Source organism: Leifsonia sp. Leaf336 (genome assembly GCF_001423695.1).
Taxonomy (GTDB): domain Bacteria; phylum Actinomycetota; class Actinomycetes; order Actinomycetales; family Microbacteriaceae; genus Leifsonia.
Genome location: NZ_LMOZ01000001.1, coordinates 697,611 through 719,379, shown reverse-complemented (window position 1 = coordinate 719,379; position 21,769 = coordinate 697,611). Strand labels below are relative to the sequence as shown.

Below are 21,769 nucleotides of genomic sequence, written 5' to 3'. Positions count from 1 at the left end.
TTACTCGGCGATGGTCACCGGCAGGCCCGCGGCCCGGAGCGCTCGCACCTGGTCGGCATCGGCCGACTCCCCCGTCAGCAGCCCGGCGACCTCGTCGAGGGCCGCGATCCGGCCGACGTGCGTACGGCCGAGCTTGGAGCCGTCGGCGACCACGAGCGCGCGGCCGGACGTGGCGACCATCACGCGCTTCAGGTCCGCCTCCGGCAGGTTCACGTTCGTGACGCCGCCGGTGGGATGCACGCCGGTGCAGCCGATGAACGCCACGTCGGCGTGCACGCGCTCCAGCAGCGTGGAGGCCAGCGGCTCGACCAGCGAGTGCTGGAGGGGTCGCAGCGTGCCTCCCGTCACCACGACCTGGAAGCGCGGGATCGCACGCTCCAGCTCGAGCGCGATCGTGAGCCCGTTGGTGATGACGGTGACGTCCTCCAGGTCGTCGCGGTCGGCCAGCGCCCGGGCGATGGCCGCCGTGGTGGTCCCCACGTCGAGCAGCACGCTGCTGCCGGATTCGACCAGTGCCGCCGCGGCCGCCCCGATCCGCCGCTTCTCGTCCGCCGACGACTCGAGAGCCTCCTCGAAGCTCGCTTCGCGCGCGGCCGCGGTGCGGAGGACGGCCCCGCCGTGCACCCGCCGGATGCTCTGCAGGGCGTCGAGGGCGTCGAGATCGGTGCGCACCGTCACGTCGGAGACCTGGAACTCCTCGCTCAGCTCGGCGACGCGGACGAAGCCGGCGCGCCCGATCAGTTCGAGCATCCGCTCGCGACGGAGGGCGGCCGGAAGCGGTTCGGTCATACCGGCAATGCTCCTGCGCTTGCGTTTTCTTGTCAATCCGCAAGCATTTGAGTACATTTGCTTTCGGAAACGAAAGGTACTCATGGCCGCCATCACGAAGCGCCCGCACCGCCTCTCCGACGGTCGCGACCTGATCTACTACGACGACGCGGACTCCGCGCTCGCCCCGGAGCGCGCCCCCGACCTCCGCGAGCCCGCCCCGCGCCCGGCCACCGCGACCATGCGACAGGACCCTCTGACCGGCGAGTGGGTCTCTATCGCCGCGGCACGGCAGAACCGCGTGATGCTCCCGCCGGCCGAGCTCGACCCGCTGGCGCCCGCGAGCCCGGGCAACCCGTCCGAGATCCCGAGCTTGTACGACGTCGCGGTCTTCGAGAACAAGTCGCCGTCGTTCGGCCCGCTGCTCGACGACGCGAACCAGCCGGAGGGGCTCGACGACCTCGCGGCCATCGGCCTCGGCCGCACCCGCACCTCCGTGGGCCGCTGCGAGGTGGTGTGCTTCAGTCCGGCCACCAGCGGCTCGTTCGGCAGCCTCACCCCGACCAGGGCCCGCACGGTCATCGAGGCCTGGGCCGACCGCACCGCCGCGCTCTCCGCCCTTCCGAACGTGCGTCACGTCTTCCCGTTCGAGAACCGCGGGGAGGCCATCGGCGTCACCCTGCACCACCCGCACGGCCAGATCTACGCCTACCCGTACATCACTCCCCGCACGAGCGCGCTGATCCGGTCGCTCGAGAGCTACGGCCCGACGCTCTTCGCCGACATCCTGGAGCGCGAGCGCGCCTCCGAACGGGTCATCCTCGCCGGCGAGCACTGGACGGCGTTCGTGCCGTTCGCCGCACGCTGGCCGATCGAGATCCACGTACTGCCGCACCGCCACATCCCCGACCTGGCCGCGACCTCCGATGCCGAACGCAACGAGCTAGCCACCCTGTACCTGCGAGTGTTGCGCGGCGTCGACGCCCTCTACGACTCCCCGACTCCGTACATCGCGGCCTGGCACCAGGCGCCGGTGGACTCCCACCGCGACGAGATCCGCCTGATGCTCCAGCTGACCTCCCCCCGCCGCGGCGCGGATAAGCTGAAGTTCCTGGCCGGCTCGGAGTCGGCCATGGGCGCCTGGATCGGCGACATCCCTCCCGAGCAGGCGGCCGCCGCGCTCCGGGAGGCCGTGGCCAGAGCCGACCGCGAGAACCCGGTGGGTGAGCTGCCGACCGGCATCGCCGGCCTGGTCACGATCCCCGGCACGACCACCTCCGACACCCCCGAAGGAAAGATCCCCGCATGACCGACCTGCGCACCGGCGTCCGCGACGACTTCGTCTCGATCTTCGGCCGCGAGCCCGACGGCGTCTGGTCGAGCCCTGGGCGCGTCAACCTCATCGGCGAGCACACCGACTACAACCTCGGCTTCGTGCTGCCGTTCGCGATCAACCGGCGCACGGTCGCCGCGCTCGGACTCCGCGACGACCGCACGGTCCGCGTCGGCAGCACCTTCGCCGACGAGCTGGTCGAGATCGACCTCGACAAGCTCTCCCCCGAGGCGCTCGACGGCTGGTCGGCCTACCCGCTCGGGGTGGCCTGGGCCCTCGGCGAGTTCGGCGCCGACCTGGCCGCCGTGCCCGGCTTCGACCTGCTGCTCGACTCCAACGTCCCCGTCGGCGCCGGCCTCTCCTCGTCGGCCGCGATCGAGGGCGCGACCGCGCTCGCCCTCAACGACGTCTGGAGGCTCGGGCTCGACCGTCAGACGCTCGCGCGCGTCGGCCAGCGCAGCGAGAACATCGTCGTCGGCGCCCCCACCGGCATCATGGACCAGTCGGCCTCGCTGCTCGGCGAGCAGGACGCCGCGGTATTCCTCGACTGCCGCTCGCTCGACGCGCAGATCGTCCCCCTCGGGCTCGAGGAGGCCGGCCTGGCCGTCCTCATCGTCGACACCGGCGTCACGCACGCCCACGCCACCGGCGGCTACGCCGAGCGTCGGGCGTCGTGCGAAGCGGGCGCGAAGGCGCTCGGCGTCGAGTCGCTGCGCGACGTGAGCGTCGGCGACCTCCCCCGCGCCCGGGAGATCCTCGACGACGTGACGTTCCGCCGGGTGCGGCACGTGGTCACAGAAGACCAGCGTGTGCTCGACACCGTGCGCACCCTGCGCGAGAGCGGGCCCTCCGCCATCGGCGAGCTGCTCGACGCCTCCCACGTCTCCATGCGCGACGACTTCGAGATCTCGGTCCCGGAGCTCGACCTCGCCGTCGAGACGGCGCAGGCGAACGGCGCCATCGGCGCGAGGATGACCGGAGGCGGCTTCGGGGGCTCGGCGATCGCGCTCGTGCCGCTGGATGCCCTCAGCCGCGTGCAGGTCGCGCTCGACGGGGCGTTCGCCGAGCACGGGTTCGGTCAGCCGGAACTGTTCACGGTCACCGCCTCCCAGGGCGCGATCCGCGAGAGCTGAGTCGCGTTCATCCATTGGTCACGGTGGTTCGCCAGAATAGGACGATGACCGACGCGGAGATCACCTGGCTGAGTCCTGACACGGTTCAGATCCGTCAGCCCAAGTCGTCGCACTGGGAGGCGCCGTTCCTGTTCCTGCTCTTCGGGCGGGAGCGGGCGCTCCTGATCGACACCGGCGCGACCGGCGACGAGCAGGTCTTCCCGCTGCGCGGCACCGTCGACTCCCTCGTCGACACCTGGCTGCGGCGCAATCCGGTCGTCTTCACACGCCCCTACCCGCTCGTCGTCGCGCACAGCCACGCCCACCGCGACCACATCGCGGGAGACGCGCTCATCGCGGCCCGTCCGGGCGCGACCGTCGTCGGCACGACGCCGGCGGAGGTGATCGCCTTCTTCGGATTCCACTCCTGGCCCGATGAGACCGTGGAGTTCGACCTGGGCCGGCGCATCGTCGACGCCATCGGAGGCCCGGGCCACGAGCCGTCGGCCGTCGCCTTCTTCGACCGCGAGACCGGCATCCTCTTCACCGGCGACACCGTCCTGCCCGGTCACCTCTACGTTCGCGACCGCGCCCAGTACGTGGCGACGATCGAGCGGCTGCAGCGCTTCAGAGACGAGCCGACCGCGCCGGTGCGGGAGCTGCGCGGCGCGCACGTGGAGATGTCGGCGACCCCGGGAGTCGTCTACCCGCCCGGAACGCTCGACCAGCCGGACGAGCTGCCGCTCGCGCTCCCGCCGCGAATCCTCGACCGGGTGCGCTCGGCACTCGACGACCTCCGTGGCGAGCCCGGTGAACGGGTCGTGCGCAGACGGTTCGTGATCGCGAACGAGTGAGCGCTGCGCCGTAGGGTGCAGGGCTGCCCTTAAGGTGAGGGGCATGACCATCATCACCCTAACCGACGGCTCCACCCCCCGCGGCGCCGACGACGCGTTCGTCGCCGCCGGCGCCGTGCTGGCCGGGCGCGTTCGCCTCCTGCCTGGCTCGAGCGTCTGGTACAACGCCGTGCTGAGGGCGGAGGCCGAGGACATCGTCCTGGGCGAGCGCAGCAACCTGCAGGACAACGTGTCGTGCCACGTCGATCACGGCTTCCCGCTGACCATCGGCTCCGACGTCTCCGTCGGCCACAACGCGGTGCTGCACGGGTGCACCATCGAGGACGGCGTTCTCGTCGGCATGCATGCGACCGTGCTCAACGGCGCCGTCGTCGGCGCGGGCTCGCTCCTGGCGGCCGGAACGGTCGTGCTGGAGGGCGCGGTCATCCCGCCCGGATCGCTCGTCGCCGGAGTCCCCGGAAAGGTGCGCCGCGAGCTCACCGACGAGGAGCGCGCAGGCATCCTCCGCAACGCCGACGCGTACCTCGCCCACGTCACCGAGCACCCCGCCGGCTGAGGCCGGCGGCGCGGTCAGGAGGCCTCGACCGGGCCGGCCTCACCGCCGGTGATGCGGACAAGCTCGTCGAACGTCGTCGGGAAGACGGTGTGCGCGTGGCCCGCGGCGGCCCAGACCTCCGGGTAGCCGGCCAGGGCGACATCGACGACCGTGCGCAGTCGCTCGGGATGGCCGATCGGCGCGACCCCGCCGATCGTCTGCCCGGTCGCGGCCTTCACCGTGTCCGCGTCGGCACGGCGGATGCGGCCGCCGAGCCGCTCGCCGAGGAATGCGGTGTCGACCCGGTGCGCACCCGAGGTCATGACGAGCAGCGGTTCGCCGTCGATCGTGAAGACCAGGGAGTTGGCGATCGCGCCGACCTCCACGCCCAGCTCGGACGCGGCGGAGACCGCCGTCGGGGTCGCGGACTCGAACCAGCGCACGCGCGGCTCGATCCCGGCTTCGAGGAGGGCTGCCTCCACCCGCTCGACCGCGGGATGCGTGCGCTCGGCGTCGCTCATGCCAGTGCGCGCTCCGCAGACTCGACGACGTTCTGCAGCAGCAGCGCGCGCGTCATCGGCCCGACCCCTCCGGGGTTGGGCGAGACCCAGGAGGCCACCTCGGCGACGTCCGCGGCCACATCGCCGGCGACGACGCTCTTGCCGGTCACCGGGTCCTCCACCCGGCTGACGCCCACGTCGAGCACCACGGCGCCCGGCTTGACGTTGTCGGCGGTGACCAGGCCGGCGACCCCGGCCGCGGCGACGATGATGTCGGCTCGACGCAGGTGCGCGTCCAGGTCGACCGTGCCGGTGTGGGTCAGCGTGACCGTCGCGTTGTACTCCCGGCGGGTGAGCAGCGAGCCGATCGCCCGGCCCACGGTCACCCCGCGGCCGACCACCACGACGTCCTTGCCCCGCAGGTCGATGCCGTGGCGCTGCATCAGGTCGATCACACCGCGCGGCGTGCACGGAAGCGGCGTCGTGATCGGGCGGTTGACGTTGAGCACGAGGCGGCCGAGGTTCGTGGGGTGGAGGCCGTCCGCGTCCTTGGCGGGATCGACGAGCTCCAGGATGGCGTCGGTGTCGATGTGCGGCGGCAGCGGGAGCTGCACGATGAAGCCCGTGCAGTCGGGGTCGTCGTTCAGCTCCTCGACCACGGCCTCCAGCTCGGCCTGCGAGATGTCCGCCGGCAGGTCGCGGCGGATGGAGGCGATGCCCACCTCGGCGCAGTCGCGGTGCTTGCCCGCGACGTACCACTGCGAGCCCGGGTCGTCACCGACCAGGATCGTGCCGAGACCGGGGACCACGCCCTGCTCGCGCAGAGCGCTCACGCGCTCCTTCAGCTCCGCCTTGATCTCGGCCGCGGTCGCCTTGCCGTCCAGAATCTTCGCCGTCACTACGGCCTCCACACTCGTTGGGGACCGTCGAGCGGGCGGATCATCCGCCCGCTCGACGGTCTGTGCCTGATAGTTCGCCGCCTGCGCGGCCGCGGTCAGATCGAGGAAGGAAGCTCGACCTGGAAGGCGTCCTGGCCCGAGGGGGTGAGCCCGGGGTAGAGCGGGAAGGCCGCGGTGAGCGCGTCGACGCGCGCGCGGAGCGCCTTGGTGTCGGCGCCGGGGCGCAGCGCGAGCGCGATGATGTCGGCCACCTCGGTGAACTCGGTGTCGCCGAAGCCGCGGGTCGCGAGCGCCGGCGTTCCGATGCGGAGGCCCGAGGTCACCATCGGCGGGCGCGGGTCGAACGGCACCGCGTTGCGGTTGACCGTGATGCCGACCTCGTGGAGGACGTCCTCCGCCTGCTGACCGTCGAGCTCGGAGGTGCGCAGGTCGGCGAGCACCAGGTGCACGTCGGTGCCGCCGGTGAGGACGTCGACGCCCGCGGCGCGCGAGTCGTCGGCGGTCAGCCGCTCGGCGAGCAGCTTGGCGCCGCGGATGGTGCGCTCCTGGCGGTCTTTGAACTCGTCGGTCGCGGCGAGCTTGAACGCGGTCGCCTTGGCGGCGATGACGTGCATGAGCGGGCCCCCCTGCTGACCGGGGAACACGTTGGAGTTGAGCTTCTTCGCGAGCTCCATGTCGCGGCTGACGATAAAGCCGGAGCGCGGACCGCCGATGGTCTTGTGCACGGTCGAGCTGACGACGTCGGCGTACGGCACGGGCGACGGGTGGAGGCCCGCGGCGACGAGACCGGCGAAGTGCGCCATGTCGACCCAGAGCTTGGCGCCGACCTCGTCGGCGATCTCGCGGAACGCGGCGAAGTCGAGCTGCCGCGGGTACGCCGACCAGCCGGCGATGATGACCTGCGGCTTGTGCTCGAGCGCCTTGTCGCGGACCACGTTCATGTCGACGAGGAACGACTCGGGGTCGACGCCGTAGGAGACGGCGTTGTAGAGCTTGCCCGAGAAGTTGAGCTTCATCCCGTGGGTCAGGTGGCCGCCGTGCGCGAGCTCGAGGCCGAGGATCGTGTCGCCGGGGGTCGCGATCGCCGAGAGGACGGCGGCGTTGGCGGAGGCGCCGGAGTGCGGCTGGACGTTGGCGTACTCGGCGCCGAACAGGCTCTTGGCCCGGTCGATCGCCAACTGCTCGGCGATGTCGACGTACTCGCAGCCGCCGTAGTAGCGGCGGCCGGGGTAGCCCTCGGCGTACTTGTTGGTCAGCACGGAACCGACCGACTCGAGCACGGCGCGCGGAACGAAGTTCTCGGACGCGATCATCTCGAGATAGTCGCGCTGGCGGCCGAGCTCGAGAGCCAGGACCTCCGCGATCTCCGGATCGACCTCCGCCAGCGGCGCGGTGAAAGTGGACGGAAGGGTGTCGGTCACAATCGGCTCCTTCAAAACAGGGATGAATACTGCATCGACCCAGGCGCGCGGCCGAATCCATCCGTTCGTTCGAGGTACCGTAGTCGCTCCCCGATGGTGACCATCTGAGCGCCAGTCGCGACGTGAGCAAGCATAGCAAAGCCGGGCCTGTCGGCGCCGTGCTCATCAGTGGGAGGCCTTGCTCATTAGTTAAGAGCCCTGCAATACTCGCTGGTGGTCGTCCCGCGGGCGGGCTGTGCCGGCCGATACCCCGAGAATTCCCCGAAGGCGTTAGGAGCTTTCCGTGGTCGTGCCTCGTCCCGCCCAGCTCGCGAACACGGGCGATGCGCCCTTCACCCTGCTGCCCGGCGCACGGATCATCGTCGCCGGAACAGGAGCCGAGACCGTCGGGCGGCTGCTGCGCGACGAGCTGGCGACGGACTGCCGGCGCGATCTGGTCGTCGTGCACGAGCCTCCCGCGTTCGGCGACATCGCCATCGTGATCGCCGACGACGAGGGCCCGGTCGGCCACCCGGCGGAGGGATACACCCTGGAGGTTGCAGCCGAGGGCGTGCGCATCGGCGCGGCCACGGCCGCCGGCGCCTTCTGGGGCGTGCAGACGCTGCGCCAGCTGGTGCCGGCCGCCTGCGACGGCGATCCGCTGACCGTCGACGCCGTGCGGATCAGCGACCACCCCCGCTTCGCGTACCGCGGAGCGATGCTCGACGTCGCCCGGCACTTCTTCCCGCCTGCGGATGTCAAGCGGTTCATCGACGCGATCGTGTTGCTCAAGGTCAACCACCTCCACCTCCACCTGACCGACGATCAGGGCTGGCGCATCGAGATCGCGTCCTGGCCCGAGCTGACCCTTCACGGCGGGTCGACGGGCAGCGACGGCAGCCCCGGCGGCTTCTACACCGCCGACGAGTACCGCGATCTGGTCGCCTACGCCGCGGAGCGCTGCGTCACGATCGTCCCCGAGATCGACATGCCCGGCCACACGAACGCCGCCCTGGCGTCCTACCCCGAGCTGAATGCCGACGGCGTCGCACCGGCGCTGTACACCGGCTCGGAGGTCGGCTTCAGCACCTTGCAGACGGGCGACGCGGTGACCGACCGGTTCGTCCGCGAGGTCATCGGCGAGGTCGCGGCGCTGACTCCCGGCCCTTACCTCCACATCGGCGGAGACGAGTGCCTGAGCACGCCGGAGGAGGACTTCCTGGCCTTCATCGACCACGCGGCGCACGTCGTCACGGAGGCGGGCAAGATCCCGGTCGGCTGGCACGAGATGGGCCGCAGCTCGAACCTCCCCGGGGGCACGGTCGGCCAGTACTGGTCCTTCCGCACGCCGCGTGAGGGTGCGGCCGACGAGACGCTGTCGTTCGTCCGGGCCGGCGGAGCCGTGATCATGTCCCCTGCCGACGTCGCGTACCTCGACATCGTCTACGAGGAGGGCGACCCGATCGGCCAGGACTGGGCCGACGGCGCGACGGACCTCCGCAGCTCGTACGAATGGGATCCGGCTCGCATCGTCCCGGGCCTCGGCGACGCCCACATCCTCGGCGTGGAGGCGCCCGTCTGGACCGAGACGATCGCCACCATCGAGCAGGTGGAGGACATGGCCTTCCCCCGTCTGGCCGCCGTCGCGGAGATCGGCTGGTCGGCTGCGCCGGCGGACACGGCCGACATCGACACCGCACGGGACTTCGACGCTTTCACCGCGCGCATCGCGCAGCTCGCCGAGCACTGGGATGCGCTGGGCACCTCCTACCGCCGCGTCGCCGACGTGCCGTGGCCGGAGTCCGTCGCAGGCTGATCGCCGTGCTCGCCGCTGCTACGGATAGCCGATGAACCACAGCAGCACGAGGGCGACCGGCTGCAGAGCGATGCCGGCCACGAGCACGATCCGCCGCGCGCGGACGTTGTGCGTGAGGCCGGGCGCGCCCGCCAGCGGGGCCAGCGGCATCAACAGCCGGAAGAGGCTCTGCTGCGGGAGGAACACCGCGAACAGATACAGCGCATAGCTGGAGGCGTAGGCGACGACCTCCGTGCCGAGCGCGCGGATGCTCGGCCGGTTGAGCAGCCACGCGTAACCGGCGATGACGGCGACGACCAGCAGGGCGCCTGCGACGCTCGCGTACCGCCAGGTGAAGAGGAACCACGGGGTGAGCGGCACGAAGGCGACTCTGCCGATGAACCCGGTCCACCACGACAGCTCCGTCTCGACGTAGGCGCCCGGCGTTCCCGTCACGGTGGCGGCAACGAGGGGCCACGCCAGTCCGGCGACGGCCGTCACGGCACCCGAGACGATCATCGCCACGCGCTCGCGGACACCGAACTCCTCGCGCCCTCGTCGTGCACGCAGCGCACGGATCACGAAGATGATCCCGAGCGCCAGCGGCAGCGCGAGCTCGCCGGGGCGGGTGAAGGCCGCGGCCACGCCGAGCGGCATCGCCGCCCAGTACCTCCTCGCCATGATCGCCCACAGAGCGGCGAACAGCAGGACGAAGAACATGCTCTCGGCGTACGCGATCTGCAGCACGAACGAGAGCGGCCCGAAGCAGAAGAACACGGCGGCCCAGAGCCCGCTCACCGCTCCGACGCGCGAGGCGACCAGGCGGTACAGCACAAGTGCCGCCGCGGCGCCGCACAGCACGGCGACCAGGACACCCGCCGGCGCGAAGCCGAGCCCAGTGGCGGCCATCAGCGCGCGGACCACCAACGGGTACAGCGGCAGGAACGCCCATTCGTTCTGCTGGACGTCGCCGTCCGCGTCGGTGGGGAGGGTCGCCGGGTAGCCGTGCTCCACGATCCGGCGGTAGTAGGAGGCGTCCCAGGTGCCCGCGAAACCGAGGAAGGTCGGGTGGGACTGCGGGCTGCCGCCCTCCCAGTGGAACGCACCGGCGAGGAGGTAGAGCGCGAGCATGAACAGCGTCGTGACCACCCGGGATGCCGCGTAAAGCCCGAGGATCCCGGCCCACCACGGCACCTCGCGGCCGAACAGCCGCACATGGCCGACATCGACCGAGGGCCCAGCGGGATTCGCCGGGCGCAGCGGACTGGAGATACCGGCCGTCATCGATTCGATGCTACTCCCGGGAACCGCTCCGTCTGAGCACGGGGCATGGACCTGAATTCGGGGAGCACCCGCATCGCGCCACACGCGCGGGTGCCCCCAGCCGGAGGCCGTGGAGAGCGGCCGCTACTTGACGCTTCCCGCGGTGAGCCCTCCGACGAGCCGCTTCTCGATGAGCGCGAACAGGACGACGACCGGGATCACCGCGACGATGGACACCGCGAACACGTACTGCCACGCCGCGTCGTACTGGCCGACGAACTTGGTCAGCGCGACAGACAGCGGCTGGTTGGCGTCAGTGGACAGGATCACGAGGCTCGCCGCGAACTCATTCCAGGAGGCGACGAACGTGTAGATGATGGCCGTCACGATGCCCGGCCAGACCAGCGGCAGCTGCACCCGCAGGAGCACCGTCCACTTGCCTGCGCCGTCGAGCTGGGCGGCCTCGTCGACCTCCTTGGGCACGCCGGCGAAGAAGGTGTGCATGATCCAGATGGCGAACGCCAGGTTGAACGCGGCGTTGACCAGGATCATCGCGAGCCAGGTGTCGTTGATCCCGAGCGCGACCATCTCTTTGAAGAGGCCGGTCGCCAGCACCGTGGGCTGCAGCATCTGCGTCACGATGACCAGGAAGAGGAACACCCCGCGTCCGGGGAAGCGGAACCGCGCCGTGTAGTAGGCCGCGGGGACGCAGACCAGGAGCACAAGCACGGTCGCGAACACCGAGATCACGATGGTGGAGATCAGGTTGAGCGGCAGCGGCGTCTCGGGCGTCGACCACATCGTGAGGTAGTTCTCGGGGTGCCACTGCGTCGGCAGGTAGGTCGGCGGGACGGCGAGGATGTTGTCCCGGCTCTTGAACGACCCGATCAGCATGATGAGGTAGGGCGCGATGAACACGAGGGCGATCACGATTCCCGCGATCACCTTGCCCGCGACGCGCCACGAGAAGCGCGAGCGCGGACGGCGGCGGGGGGCGGGCGAGACGCCTGCTCCGGCGAGCGCGACGGGGGCCGGTGCGGTCACGAGACCTCCTTCATCGGCTTGACGATCCACAGGTAGAGCGCCACGACGACGAGCACGATCAGGAAGTTGATCACGCTGAGCGCGCTCGAGAGGTCGATGCGCTGCTCGTTTTGCAGCAACTTGAACACGTAGGTCGTGGTCGTGTCCGCCTTGTAGCCGGGGATCGACCCGGTCATCAGCTTGAGGATCGGCAGGGAGTTGAAGACGTTGATGATGTTGATGAGGCTGGCCAGGGCGATCGCCGGGCGCAGGTTGGGCAGGGTCACGCCGAAGTAGGAGCGCATGGCACCGGCTCCGTCGACCTTCGCCGCCTCCAGCATGTCGCCCGGAATGCCCGCGAGCCCGGCGAGGATCGTGTAGGTCGTGAACGGCAGCGACACGAACACCGCGATCGCGATCGACGACAGGAACGCCGGCACCGGCTCCTTGGTGAAGCCGAACGGCTGCGCGAGCACGTGGATGTCGACGAGGAACTTGTTGATGATCCCGTAGAAGGGGTCGAGGCCGTAGACGAACACGGTCGTGGTCATCACCACGCTGGCGGCCCACGGCACGATGATCGCCATCCGCACCCAGCGGCGGCCGGGGAAGTTCTTGTCGAGGAACTGCGCCAGCGCCAAGGAGATCACGACCGTGATGACCACGACCGACACCACCCAGATGAACGTGTTGAGCAGGATCTGCGGGATCTCCGGGCGGGAGAGCACGGTGATGTAGTTCTGGAGGCCGACCGACCCGTGGTCGACGCCGGCGACCGAGATCTTGCGCGTCGAGTTGAAGATCATGTAGCCGGCGGGGAACAGCACGACGCCGAAGATGAGGATGAGCGCGGGGAGCGTCCAGGGCACGGCGTTCCACAGCGTGGTCGCGTTGGCATGCCGTGCGGGCGGCGCCCCGCGGCGGGGACGGCCGGTGGCCGCCCCCGTCGTGGTCGTTTCGATGGTCGAGCTCATGCCGGTGCTACTGGCCCGCGGCCTTCGCCTGGATGGACTTCAGCAGATCGGACGGGCTGGCGCCCTGTCCGAGCTGGCCGATCTGGCTCTGGATGGCGCCCTGGGCGGCCGACCAGTTCGGGTTCGTCGACGGGTAGAACTTCGCGTTCGGCAGCAGGTCGAGGAACGGCTTGATGTCGGTGTTCGACGCCATCGAGTCCGCGCCGGACTTGGTGGTGGGCAGGAAGCCCTCCGCGCCGACCCACTTGGTGTAGACGGCCGGCGAGTAGAAGTAGTCGAGGAACTTCGTGATCGCTGCCTTCTTGTCGGTCTTGTTCTTGAACGCCATCAGGTGATCGGCGACGCCCAGCGTGAAGGCGGAGCCGTCCTTGGTCGGGATCGGCGCGATCCCGTACTTCAGCGACGGGTTCTTGTCCTTGATCTGGCCCACGATCGGCGGGAGGCCGATCTGCATGCCGAGCTGACCCTGGATGAAGACGTTCATCAGCGGAGTGCGGTTGGTCGAACCGGGGTTCGCCTCCGTGAAGCCCTGGTTGATGATCTTCTGCATCTCGGTCGCGCCGGTCACGTTCTCGGCGCTGTCGATCGTCAGCGTCTTGGCATCGCCATAGCCGCCTCCTGCTCCGTAGAACCAGATCGCGGTCTCTGCCTGGGCCTCCTCGGCGCCCAGGGGCATGCCGTAAGGGGTCACCCCTGCAGCCTTCAACTTGGCCGCGTCGGCCTCGAAGTCGGCCCACGTCTTCGGCGGCTCCATGATCCCCGCCTTGGCGAAATCATCCTTGTTGTAGAACAGCGCTCGCGCCGACGCGATGAACGGGAGCCCCAACTGGGTGCCGTCGATGCTCGCGTTCTTGTTGAACGCCGGCTGGAAGTCGTCGAGGGTCTTGGCCGAGACGATGTCCTTCGCCGGGTAGAGCAGGTCGTCGGCGGCGAACCCGGCGAACGCGTCGATGTTCAGGATGTCAGGCTGCTTGCCTGCCTGGATCTTGGTCTTGATGACGTTGTTGATGTCCGTCCACGACTCGACGTCGAGGTTGACCGTGATGCCCTTGTTCTTGGCCTCGAAGTCCTTGATGATCTGCTGCCATTCGGCCTTGGTGTTGTCGGAGTAGCTCGCGACCATCAGGTTGAGGTCGTTGCCGCCGCCGGCCGAGTCGCCCGATCCCCCGCTGAAGCCGCAGGACGCGAGGGTCAGGGTGGCAACCGCCGCCGTGGCGACAGTGGCCCCCCACCGCACAGACTTCTTCATCGACTTTCCTCACTCTCGCTCTGGATAGCGACCGTCGCCGAACGTGGTGCGGTGCGCGACGATGCACTTATGGATGATGCTTCGTGATTTGTTTTGAGCAAAAACAATCAGATGCACTCATTGGTTGCTCGAATACTTACGCATCGCGAAGGCCACGTCAAGGAATTTGTTCAACTTCTTTACATATCCGTAACACCGCCGTCCCTCATCACCCGGCCTCCTTCGTGCGGCGATTGAAAATGATTAGTAGACAAGCGTTACGCTCATAAGCGATCATTGACGCGACCGAATCGTCGTCGCAGAGGAGTGAGCAGTGGCGTCCGACACCCGACTCGACGACCGGCTGGGCGCCGGGCACCCGGTGCTCGCCATCGACGTCGGAGGCACGGACCTCAAGGCCGCCCTGATCGATTCCTCCGGCCGGATCGTCGAGCTCCTCCGACGGCCGACCCCGCTCGACGGCGAGCACACCGGCGACGCCGTCGTCGCCGCGACCGCCGCGCTGCTCGACGAGTTCGCCCGCACCCATCCCGAGATCGAGCCGGCCGCGGCCGGGCTGGTCGTGCCCGGTCATGTGGACGAGGTGCGCGGCGTCGGCGTGCTGGCCGAGAACCTGGGCTGGCGCGACTACCCGTTCCGGGATCGCGCGTCGCAGGTCCTCGGCCTCCCGGTCTCGTTCAGCCACGATGTGCGAGCCGCCGGCGAGGCGGAGTACCGGCTCGGCGCTGCGAAGGATTTCCGCGACGTCGTCGTGATGGCGATCGGTACCGGCATCGCCGGCGCGATCTTCATCGACGGCACGCTGTTCACCGGCGGCGGCATGGCCGGCGAGATCGGGCACTCCCGGGTGGCGGACGGCCCGGAGTGCGCGTGCGGCGGTCGCGGCTGTCTGGAGGCCGTGGCCTCCGCCGCCGCCATCGCGCGCCGCTACACCGCGCTCAGCGGGGTGCCGGTGGCCGGTTCGCGGGAGGTGCTGGAGCGCGCGACGGCCGGCGACCCCGCGGCCCAGCGCATCTGGGACTCGGCGCTCGACGCTCTCGCGCTCGATCTCTCCCACACCGTCGCCCTGCTCGCCCCGGAGGCGATCGTGATCGGCGGCGGCCTCGCCCAGGCCGGCGACGCCCTCTTCATCCCCCTCGCCGAACGTCTCGACGGCATCCTGACCTTCCACCGGCGCCCGCTGCTGCTCGCTGCGCGCATCGGCGAGAACGCGGGCGTGATCGGCGCGGCCCTGCGCGCGCGGGAACTCCTCGCCGCCCCCATCCCCGAGAGAGCCCGATGATCCTCACCGTCACCCCGAACCCCGCCATCGACCTGACGTATCGCGTCGCCGCCCTCGAGCCCGGCGAGACCCATCGGATCGCCGCGCCGGCCGCACGAGCGGGGGGCAAGGGCCTCAACGTGGCCCGCGTCGTCGCGCAGACCGGCGGCGCCGCATTCGCGCTGACCACCGCGGGCGGGGCGCCCGGGCTGCGGCTCGCCGACGACCTGGAGGCCGCCGGACTGCCGTCGGAGCTGGTCCCGGTCTCCTCACCGACCCGCAGCAGCGTCGCGATCGTCGACGAGGGCTCCGGCGTGACCACGATCTTCAACGAGGAGGGCGGCCCGCTGTCGCCGGGCGAGTGGACGGCGCTGCGCGAGGCCGTCCAGCGCCTCGCCGTGCCGGCGACCGCGATCGTCGGCTCCGGCAGCCTCCCGCCCGGCGCCCCGGACGCGTTCTACGCCGAGTTGGTGGAGGCCGCCCGTCGACGCGGCATCCCCAGCGTCATCGACGCGACGGGCCTCCCGCTGCTTACGGCAGCCGAGGCGGGGGCCGACGTGCTCAAGCCGAATCGGCGCGAGCTCGCCGACACCATCGGCATCGACGACCCCGTCGAGGGCGCACGCGCGCTGATCGCCGCCGGCGCACGGCTCGTCCTCGTATCCCTCGGCGCCGACGGGATGCTGGCGGTGAGCGCGACGGACGTCTCCTCCGCCCGCCTGCCGCAGCCGCTCTCGGGCAACGCGACCGGAGCGGGCGACGCCGCGGTCGCGGCCGTCGCCTCCGCGCTGGCCTCCGGCATCGCCGACCCCGCCACGCTCGTGCGCCGCGCCACCGCCTGGTCGGCCGCCGCCGTCCTCGCCCCGCTCGCGGGCGAGCTCGACCCCGCCTACCCGGAGTACGAGGCCCGCCTCGTGCTCTCCTGACCCGCCGACCGCCGACCCACCGGAGATCCCCCATGCCCCTCGTCCCCACTCTCGACCTCCTGCACGGAGCGGTCGCCGCACGCACGGGCGTCGCCGCGTTCAACGTCATCCATCTGGAGACGGCGGAGGCGCTCGTCGCGGCCGCCGAGGAGTCGCGCCGCCCGGTCATCCTGCAGATCTCGCAGAACTGCGTGCAGTACCACGGCGCGCTCGAGCCGATCGCCCGCGGCGCCATCGCCCTCGCGTCCGAATCGTCGGCGCACGTCGCCGTGCACCTCGATCACGCGGAGGACGAGGAGCTGACGCGACGTGCGATCGACCTCGGGTTCGGGTCCGTCATGTTCGACGGCTCGACCCTCCCCTACGACGCCAATGTGGAGGCCACCGTGCGCGTCGTCGAATACGCGCACGCGAACGACGTGTCGGTCGAGGCCGAGCTCGGCGAGATCGGCGGCAAGGACGGCGCGCACGCACCGGGAGTCCGCACCGACCCGGCGGAGGCGCGCCGGTTCGTCGACGAGACCGGCGTCGACGCGCTGGCGGTGGCTGTCGGAAGCTCGCACGCGATGACCGAGCGCACCGCCCAGCTCGACCTCGGCCTGATCGCCTCGCTGCGACACGCCGTCCCCGTTCCGCTCGTGCTGCACGGCTCCTCCGGGGTCGCAGATGAGACGATCGAGGCGGCGATCCGCGCCGGCATCACCAAGGTCAACGTCTCCACCCACCTCAACCGCTTCTTCACCGACGCGATCCGTGCCTACCTCGGCGCGAATCCCGACGTCGTCGACTCGCGCCGCTACGTGCGCGAGGGACGCGCCGCGGTCGCGGCAGAGGCGGCCCGCCTGCTGACCCTGTTCGACGTCGCGGCGCGCACGCCCGACGAGACGGAGACAGCACAGCCATGAACAGAGCCGAACGCCTCAACGCGGTGCTCGACCTCCTCGCGGAGACGGGCCAGATCGAGGTGGAGGACATCGTCGCGAAGCTCGACGTGTCCGCGGCGACGGCGCGACGCGATCTCGACGCCCTCGCCTCGCAGCAGCTCCTGACCCGCACCCGGGGCGGCGCGGTCGGTCAGTCGGTGGCCTACGACCTCCCGATCCGCTACAAGCGCGAGCAGCACGCGCCGGAGAAGCTCCGCATCGCGCAGGCGGCGAGCGCGCTGGTCCCGCGCGGGTCGGTCGTCGGTCTGTGCGGCGGCACGACCAGCACCGCAGTGGCGAGCGTCCTCGGCTCCCGGCCCGACCTCATGGAGCCGTCGCCCCATCCCAACCTCACGGTCGTCACCAACGCCATCAACATCGCCGCCCAGCTCGTGATGCGGCCGCAGATCAAGACGGTGGTCACCGGAGGCGTCGTGCACGCGCGCTCCTACGAGCTCGTCGGGCCGTACAGCGACGTCGTGCTCGAGAAGATCACGATGGACATCGCCTTCATCGGCGTCAACGGCATCGACCCGCTGATCGGCGCGACGGTCCACGACGAGGGCGAGGCCAGCGTCAACTCGCTGATGGCCCGCCGAGCCACCCGCGCCGTCGTGGTCGCCGACTCCAGCAAGATCGGGCGCAAAGCCTTCGCCACGCTGGGCGGCCCGAAGATCCTGACCACGCTGATCACCGACGACGGCATCACGGCCGAGCAGCATGCCGCCTTCGTCGAGCAGGGCATCGAAGTCATCGTCGCGTAGGTTGGAGGGGATGACCGTGCATGTGATCCACTCCGCCCGTCTCGTCAGCGAGGGCCGTGTCGCCCGCAACGCATGGGTGCTGTTCGACGGCGACCGCGTCGGCGCGACCGGCGCGGGCGACGACTGGCTCGCCGCCGTCGCGGGCGCCCCTGACGCCGTCGTCACCGACGCGGACGGCGGGTGGCTGACCCCCGGCTTCGTCGACCTCCACAACCACGGCGGAGGCGGTGCCGCGTTCGACGACGGCCCCGACGCGATCCGCACGGCGATCGAACTGCACCAGCGGCACGGCACGACCCGGTTCGTCGTGTCCCTCGTGACGGCGACGGTGCCCGAGCTCGCCGAGCGCGTCGGCATGGTCGCCTCCCTCGCCGCCGAGGACTCCCGTGTGCTCGGCTCGCACCTGGAAGGTCCGTTCCTCGACGTCGGCCACAAGGGCGCGCACGACCCGGCTCTGCTGCGGTCCGCGACTTCGGCCGACATCGAGCTGTTGCTCGAGCGCGCCCGCGGGACGCTGCGCCAGATCACTCTCGCTCCCGAGCTCCCCGGCGGCATGGAGGCCGTGCGCGCCTTCGTCGACGCGGGCGTCGTTGTCGCCGTCGGCCACACCGGCGCGGACTACGAGCAGACCCGTGCGGCATTCGACGCGGGTGCCACGATTCTGACGCATGCCTTCAACGGCATGGACGGCATCCACCACCGCTCGCCCGGCCCGGTCGCCGCCGCGACGCGGACGCCGGGCGTCACCGTGGAGGTCATCAACGACGGCGTCCACGTGCACCCCGAGGTCGTGCGCATGGCGTTCGCCGCCGCACCGGGGCGGGTGGCGCTGATCACCGACGCGATGGCCGCGGCCGGCGAAGCCGACGGGGACTACTTTCTCGGGAGTTTGCAGGTGCAGGTGCGCGGCGGTGTCGCCCGGCTCTCCGACGGCGGCTCGATCGCGGGCTCGACCCTCACCCAAGACGCGGCGCTGCGACGCGCGGTCCAGGAGGTCGGCGTGAGCGTGGAGGAGGCCGTGCTCGCGCTCACCGGCACGCCCGCCGCCGCGATCGGGCGCGCGGACGACCTGGGCAGGCTGGCGCCCGGCTATTCGGCCGACGCCGTGCTGCTCGACGACGACTTCCGTGTGCTTCAGGTGTGGTCGGGCGGGGCGCCGATTCCTCGGTGAGGCGGCCAAGCGGGCGCGGAGCCGTCAGACTCCGATCACATCGGCGCTGCGCACGATCTCGATGAGCGGGGCGTAGAGCGCCATCGCGTCGAGCGCGCGCTGATGATCCGCGTCGCTGGCCCCGGCGCACGCGTCCGCGACGACGAGCACGCGCACGCCCGCATCGGCTGCGGCGAGCGCCGTCGACAGCACGCAGCAGTCGGTGGAGACGCCGGTCAACACGATCTCGTCGGCGTCGCCGATCGCCTCCCGCAGCTGCGGCCCCCACTTGCCGAAGGTCGGCAGCGTCACGACCGGATGGCCGGTGTCGCGGAAGGCGAGCACCTGGTCGTAGAGCGGGTCGTCGGCGGGCACCAGGGCGAACGGCCATACCTCGTAGTACGAGATCCACGCGCCCTCGGGAGGCTGCGGGGCGATGAACCGGGTGAACACCACCCGCTGGCCGAACGACCGCAGCATGCCCGCGATCACGGCCTCCGCCTCCGTGAACCGCGGCGTGAACCAGGGGCTCGCCGGGTCGCCGAAGACCTGCTGCATGTCGACGACGACGAGCACCCGGCCGGTCAACTCTCCTCCTCACGGCGGATGACTCCGCGACCGAAGAGCATGATGCCGAGGAAGCCGATCGCCAGCGACACCAGCACGCCGAGGTTGGCGTAGGCCCAGTCGCCGGTCGTGCCGCCGAGTCCCAGAGGCCCGAGCAGGTAGCCCTGCCAGCCCAGCCACTCGGCGGAGCCGTTGGTGACGAGTCCCCAGCCCACCGCGGTCCCCACCACGATCAGGGCGATCGGGAGCCAGCGCACCGAGCCGTAGCGCCCACGCCGATCGTAGAGCTCGGCCTCCGCGTAGTCGCGTCGGCGCAGCGCGATGTCGGCGACGAAGATGCCGCACCACGCGGCGATCGGCACGCCGAGCGTGATGAGGAATCCCTGGAACGGGCCGAGGAAGTCGCTCGCGAAGAACACGACGTACACGGCGCCGGCCGTCATGATCACGCCGTCGATCCCCGCGGCGACGTAACGCGGGACACGCACGCCGACACTCAGCAGTGCAAGCCCGGAGGAGTAGATGTCGAGCACGGCACCGCCGACCAGCCCGAGCACGGCGACGATCACGAACGGCACCAGGAACCACGTCGGCAGCAGGGAGGCCAGCGCACCGATCGGGTCGGCCGCGATCGCCTTCGAGAGCGACTCGGACGACCCGGCCAGCAGGATCCCGAAGATCAGCAGGAGGACGGGCGCGAGCGAGGAGCCGAAAGTGGTCCAGCCCACGACACCTCCGCTCCGGGTCGAGCGCGGGAGGTACCGGGAGTAGTCGGCGGCCGCGTTCACCCAGCCCAGCCCGAAGCCGGTGAGCATGAAGACGAAGCCGCCCACCACGTGCGGAACGTCGCCGGCGGGCAGGGCGGCCACCGCGCCGAGGTCGATGTGGCCGAGCACCAGGGCGATGTAGAAGATCGTGAGGATCCCGGTGACGATCGTGATCACGATCTGCATGCGCATGATGAGGTGGAAGCCGATCACTCCCCCGGCGACGACCAGGGCGACCACGACGATCAGCGCGACGATCTTGGTCGCCGCGCCGCCCTCCCAGCCCAGCCGGGTGAAGACCGTCGCCGTCGCGAGCACTGCGAGCGCCGTGAGCACGGTCTCCCACCCCACGGTCAGCAGCCACGACAGGGCGGAGGGCACCCGGTTGCCCTCGACGCCGAACACCGCGCGGCTGAGGACCATCGTCGGGGCCGAGCCGCGCTTGCCCGCCAGCGCGATCACGCCGCAGAGCAGGAACGACGCGACGATCCCGATGACGCCCACGATCGTCGCCTGCCAGAACGAGATGCCGAAGCCGAGCAGGAACGAGCCGTAGCTGAGGCCGAAAACCGATACGTTCGCGCCGAACCACGGCCAGAACAGGTCGCGCGCCCGCCCCTTCCGCTCGCCCTCGTGGATGGTGTTGAGCCCGTTGAGCTCCACGCCGAACGTCGTCGCTGCGCCCGCGGCGCGGTCTGGCCGGTCTTCACCGCTCGTCATGAACCGATCCAAGTGCACCGGCCACCGGCCGTCAACCGGTCGGGCGTGCACGGGCCGCTACCCTGGACGGATGACCTCCACCGGCTCCGCCAACCCCACCGGCTCTGCGACCCCGTCCGGCTCCGCGAACCACTGGGTGCTGACCTTCAGCTGCGCCGACCGGCCCGGCATCGTTCACGCCGTCTCCGGCGCCATCGTCTCCGCGCGCGGCAACATCACCGAGAGCCAGCAGTTCGCGAGCACCGACACCGGCCGGTTCTTCATGCGCCTGCAGGCGGAGTCCGAGGCCGACCGTGCCGAGTTCGAGCGGGCGCTCGCGCCGGTGGTCGAGCGCTTCGGGATGACCCACAACGTCGACAACGTCGGCCGCCCGCTGCGCACGCTCGTGCTGGCCTCCACCGCTGCACACTGCCTCAACGATCTGCTGTTCCGGCAGCGTGCGGGGCAGCTGCCGGTGACGATCCCCCTGGTGCTGTCGAACCACGGCACGCTGCGCGATCTGGCCGGGTTCTACGGCGTGCCCTTCGAGTCGCGGCCGGTCACCGACCCCGAGTCGAAGGCAGCGTTCGAGGCGCGCATCCTGGAGGCCGTGGAGGAGCACGACATCGAGCTGGTCGTGCTCGCGCGCTACATGCAGATCCTCTCCCCGGAGCTCTGCGAGAAGCTCGCCGGCCGCGCCATCAACATCCACCACTCCTTCCTGCCCGGTTTCAAGGGCGCCAACCCGTATCGCCAGGCGCACGCGCGCGGCGTGAAGCTCATCGGCGCGACCGCCCACTTCGTGACCAGCGATCTCGACGAGGGCCCGATCATCGAGCAGAACGTGGTGCGCGTCGACCACAGCCGCAGCGTGCAGGAGCTGGTCGCGATCGGCCAGGACGAGGAGAGCCGCACCCTCACCCAGGCGGTCAAGTGGTTCGCGGAGGACCGGGTGCTGCTCGACGGCGCCCGCACCATCATCTTCCGCTGAGAGGCGCCGCTACACT

21 protein-coding genes and 1 riboswitch are annotated in these 21,769 nt (G+C 70.6%); of the genes, 11 read left to right on the top strand and 10 right to left on the bottom strand.

Translation table 11 applies throughout. From position 1 onward, the window contains the following. Window positions 1–789 (bottom strand): DeoR/GlpR family DNA-binding transcription regulator, encoded by a 789-nt coding sequence (locus ASF88_RS03475; RefSeq protein WP_055914243.1) that lies wholly within the window; start codon window positions 787–789, stop codon window positions 1–3. An 82-nt stretch (window positions 790–871) separates the two neighbouring features. Between ASF88_RS03475 and galT the strand changes: the two genes are divergently transcribed. Genes galT through ASF88_RS03455 form a run of 4 tightly spaced genes read left to right on the top strand, consistent with a single transcriptional unit; the run spans window position 872 to window position 4,623 of the window. After that, window positions 872–2,077, top strand: coding sequence for a galactose-1-phosphate uridylyltransferase (gene galT, locus ASF88_RS03470; protein WP_055914240.1), 1,206 nt, complete (start codon window positions 872–874; stop codon window positions 2,075–2,077). Then, on the top strand, window positions 2,074–3,234 hold the full coding sequence (galK, locus tag ASF88_RS03465; RefSeq protein ID WP_055914237.1) for a galactokinase: 1,161 nt from the start codon (window positions 2,074–2,076) through the stop codon (window positions 3,232–3,234). Before galT ends, galK begins: the two co-directional genes overlap by 4 nt. A 44-nt stretch (window positions 3,235–3,278) precedes the next feature. Next, on the top strand, window positions 3,279–4,067 hold the full coding sequence (locus tag ASF88_RS03460; protein ID WP_055914234.1) for an MBL fold metallo-hydrolase: 789 nt from the start codon (window positions 3,279–3,281) through the stop codon (window positions 4,065–4,067). A gap of 43 nt (window positions 4,068–4,110) precedes the next feature. Further along, window positions 4,111–4,623 (top strand): gamma carbonic anhydrase family protein, encoded by a 513-nt coding sequence (locus tag ASF88_RS03455; RefSeq protein ID WP_055914231.1) that lies wholly within the window; start codon window positions 4,111–4,113, stop codon window positions 4,621–4,623. Between the two features lie 14 nt (window positions 4,624–4,637). Here ASF88_RS03455 and ASF88_RS03450 read toward each other — a convergent pair whose 3' ends face one another. The 3 genes from ASF88_RS03450 to glyA all read right to left on the bottom strand — a co-directional run bounded on the left by ASF88_RS03450 (window position 4,638) and on the right by glyA (window position 7,422). Continuing rightward, window positions 4,638–5,123, bottom strand: a complete 486-nt coding sequence (locus ASF88_RS03450; protein ID WP_157498181.1) for a YbaK/EbsC family protein — start codon at window positions 5,121–5,123, stop codon at window positions 4,638–4,640. Beyond that, entirely contained in the window at window positions 5,120–6,001 is an 882-nt protein-coding gene (locus ASF88_RS03445; protein WP_055914228.1) for a bifunctional methylenetetrahydrofolate dehydrogenase/methenyltetrahydrofolate cyclohydrolase, read from the bottom strand. Before ASF88_RS03445 ends, ASF88_RS03450 begins: the two co-directional genes overlap by 4 nt. A 95-nt stretch (window positions 6,002–6,096) precedes the next feature. After that, entirely contained in the window at window positions 6,097–7,422 is a 1,326-nt protein-coding gene (glyA, locus tag ASF88_RS03440) for a serine hydroxymethyltransferase (RefSeq protein ID WP_055914226.1), read from the bottom strand. Window positions 7,423–7,452: 30 nt separating this feature from the next. Continuing rightward, a riboswitch (ZMP/ZTP riboswitch) is annotated at window positions 7,453–7,551 on the bottom strand. Between the two features lie 154 nt (window positions 7,552–7,705). Here glyA and ASF88_RS03435 point away from each other — a divergent pair. Next, window positions 7,706–9,217, top strand: a complete 1,512-nt coding sequence (locus tag ASF88_RS03435; RefSeq protein WP_055914224.1) for a beta-N-acetylhexosaminidase — start codon at window positions 7,706–7,708, stop codon at window positions 9,215–9,217. 18 nt (window positions 9,218–9,235) lie between these two features. Here the strand turns inward: ASF88_RS03435 and ASF88_RS03430 are convergent, their stop codons facing one another. From ASF88_RS03430 to ASF88_RS03415, 4 genes are all read right to left on the bottom strand, one after another. Further along, a complete protein-coding gene (locus ASF88_RS03430; RefSeq protein ID WP_157498179.1) occupies window positions 9,236–10,480 on the bottom strand; it encodes a mannosyltransferase family protein in 1,245 nt (414 codons plus the stop codon). A gap of 123 nt (window positions 10,481–10,603) precedes the next feature. Then, a complete protein-coding gene (locus ASF88_RS03425) occupies window positions 10,604–11,503 on the bottom strand; it encodes a carbohydrate ABC transporter permease (protein ID WP_082518728.1) in 900 nt (299 codons plus the stop codon). Further along, window positions 11,500–12,456, bottom strand: coding sequence for a carbohydrate ABC transporter permease (locus ASF88_RS03420; protein ID WP_055914221.1), 957 nt, complete (start codon window positions 12,454–12,456; stop codon window positions 11,500–11,502). Before ASF88_RS03420 ends, ASF88_RS03425 begins: the two co-directional genes overlap by 4 nt. A gap of 7 nt (window positions 12,457–12,463) precedes the next feature. Further along, window positions 12,464–13,705 carry an extracellular solute-binding protein gene (locus ASF88_RS03415; RefSeq protein ID WP_055914218.1) on the bottom strand — a complete coding sequence of 414 codons (1,242 nt, stop codon included), beginning with the start codon at window positions 13,703–13,705 and terminating at the stop codon, window positions 12,464–12,466. A 313-nt stretch (window positions 13,706–14,018) separates the two neighbouring features. Between ASF88_RS03415 and ASF88_RS03410 the strand changes: the two genes are divergently transcribed. The 5 genes from ASF88_RS03410 to nagA are packed head-to-tail and all read left to right on the top strand — an operon-like array spanning window position 14,019 to window position 18,750. Then, window positions 14,019–14,987 carry an ROK family protein gene (locus tag ASF88_RS03410; RefSeq protein ID WP_235493257.1) on the top strand — a complete coding sequence of 323 codons (969 nt, stop codon included), beginning with the start codon at window positions 14,019–14,021 and terminating at the stop codon, window positions 14,985–14,987. Then, on the top strand, window positions 14,984–15,892 hold the full coding sequence (locus tag ASF88_RS03405; protein ID WP_055914215.1) for a 1-phosphofructokinase family hexose kinase: 909 nt from the start codon (window positions 14,984–14,986) through the stop codon (window positions 15,890–15,892). Before ASF88_RS03410 ends, ASF88_RS03405 begins: the two co-directional genes overlap by 4 nt. Window positions 15,893–15,924: 32 nt before the next feature. Continuing rightward, complete coding sequence (locus ASF88_RS03400; protein ID WP_055914212.1) at window positions 15,925–16,797, top strand: class II fructose-bisphosphate aldolase; 873 nt, start codon at window positions 15,925–15,927, stop codon at window positions 16,795–16,797. Then, entirely contained in the window at window positions 16,794–17,579 is a 786-nt protein-coding gene (locus tag ASF88_RS03395) for a DeoR/GlpR family DNA-binding transcription regulator (RefSeq protein ID WP_055914210.1), read from the top strand. Before ASF88_RS03400 ends, ASF88_RS03395 begins: the two co-directional genes overlap by 4 nt. Window positions 17,580–17,589: 10 nt before the next feature. Further along, window positions 17,590–18,750: an N-acetylglucosamine-6-phosphate deacetylase gene (nagA, locus tag ASF88_RS03390; RefSeq protein WP_055914205.1), complete on the top strand. Its 1,161-nt coding sequence runs from the start codon at window positions 17,590–17,592 to the stop codon at window positions 18,748–18,750. Window positions 18,751–18,774: 24 nt separating this feature from the next. Here nagA and ASF88_RS03385 read toward each other — a convergent pair whose 3' ends face one another. After that, the gene (locus ASF88_RS03385) at window positions 18,775–19,317 is read right to left on the bottom strand and encodes a cysteine hydrolase family protein (protein WP_082518727.1); all 543 of its coding nucleotides are present in this window, start codon (window positions 19,315–19,317) and stop codon (window positions 18,775–18,777) included. Then, the gene (locus ASF88_RS03380; protein WP_055914202.1) at window positions 19,314–20,783 is read right to left on the bottom strand and encodes a purine-cytosine permease family protein; all 1,470 of its coding nucleotides are present in this window, start codon (window positions 20,781–20,783) and stop codon (window positions 19,314–19,316) included. Before ASF88_RS03380 ends, ASF88_RS03385 begins: the two co-directional genes overlap by 4 nt. 70 nt (window positions 20,784–20,853) lie before the next feature. On the opposite strand from ASF88_RS03380, the gene purU reads away from it, so the two are divergent. Then, window positions 20,854–21,753 carry a formyltetrahydrofolate deformylase gene (gene purU, locus ASF88_RS03375; protein ID WP_055914199.1) on the top strand — a complete coding sequence of 300 codons (900 nt, stop codon included), beginning with the start codon at window positions 20,854–20,856 and terminating at the stop codon, window positions 21,751–21,753. Window positions 21,754–21,769 lie beyond the last annotated feature (16 nt).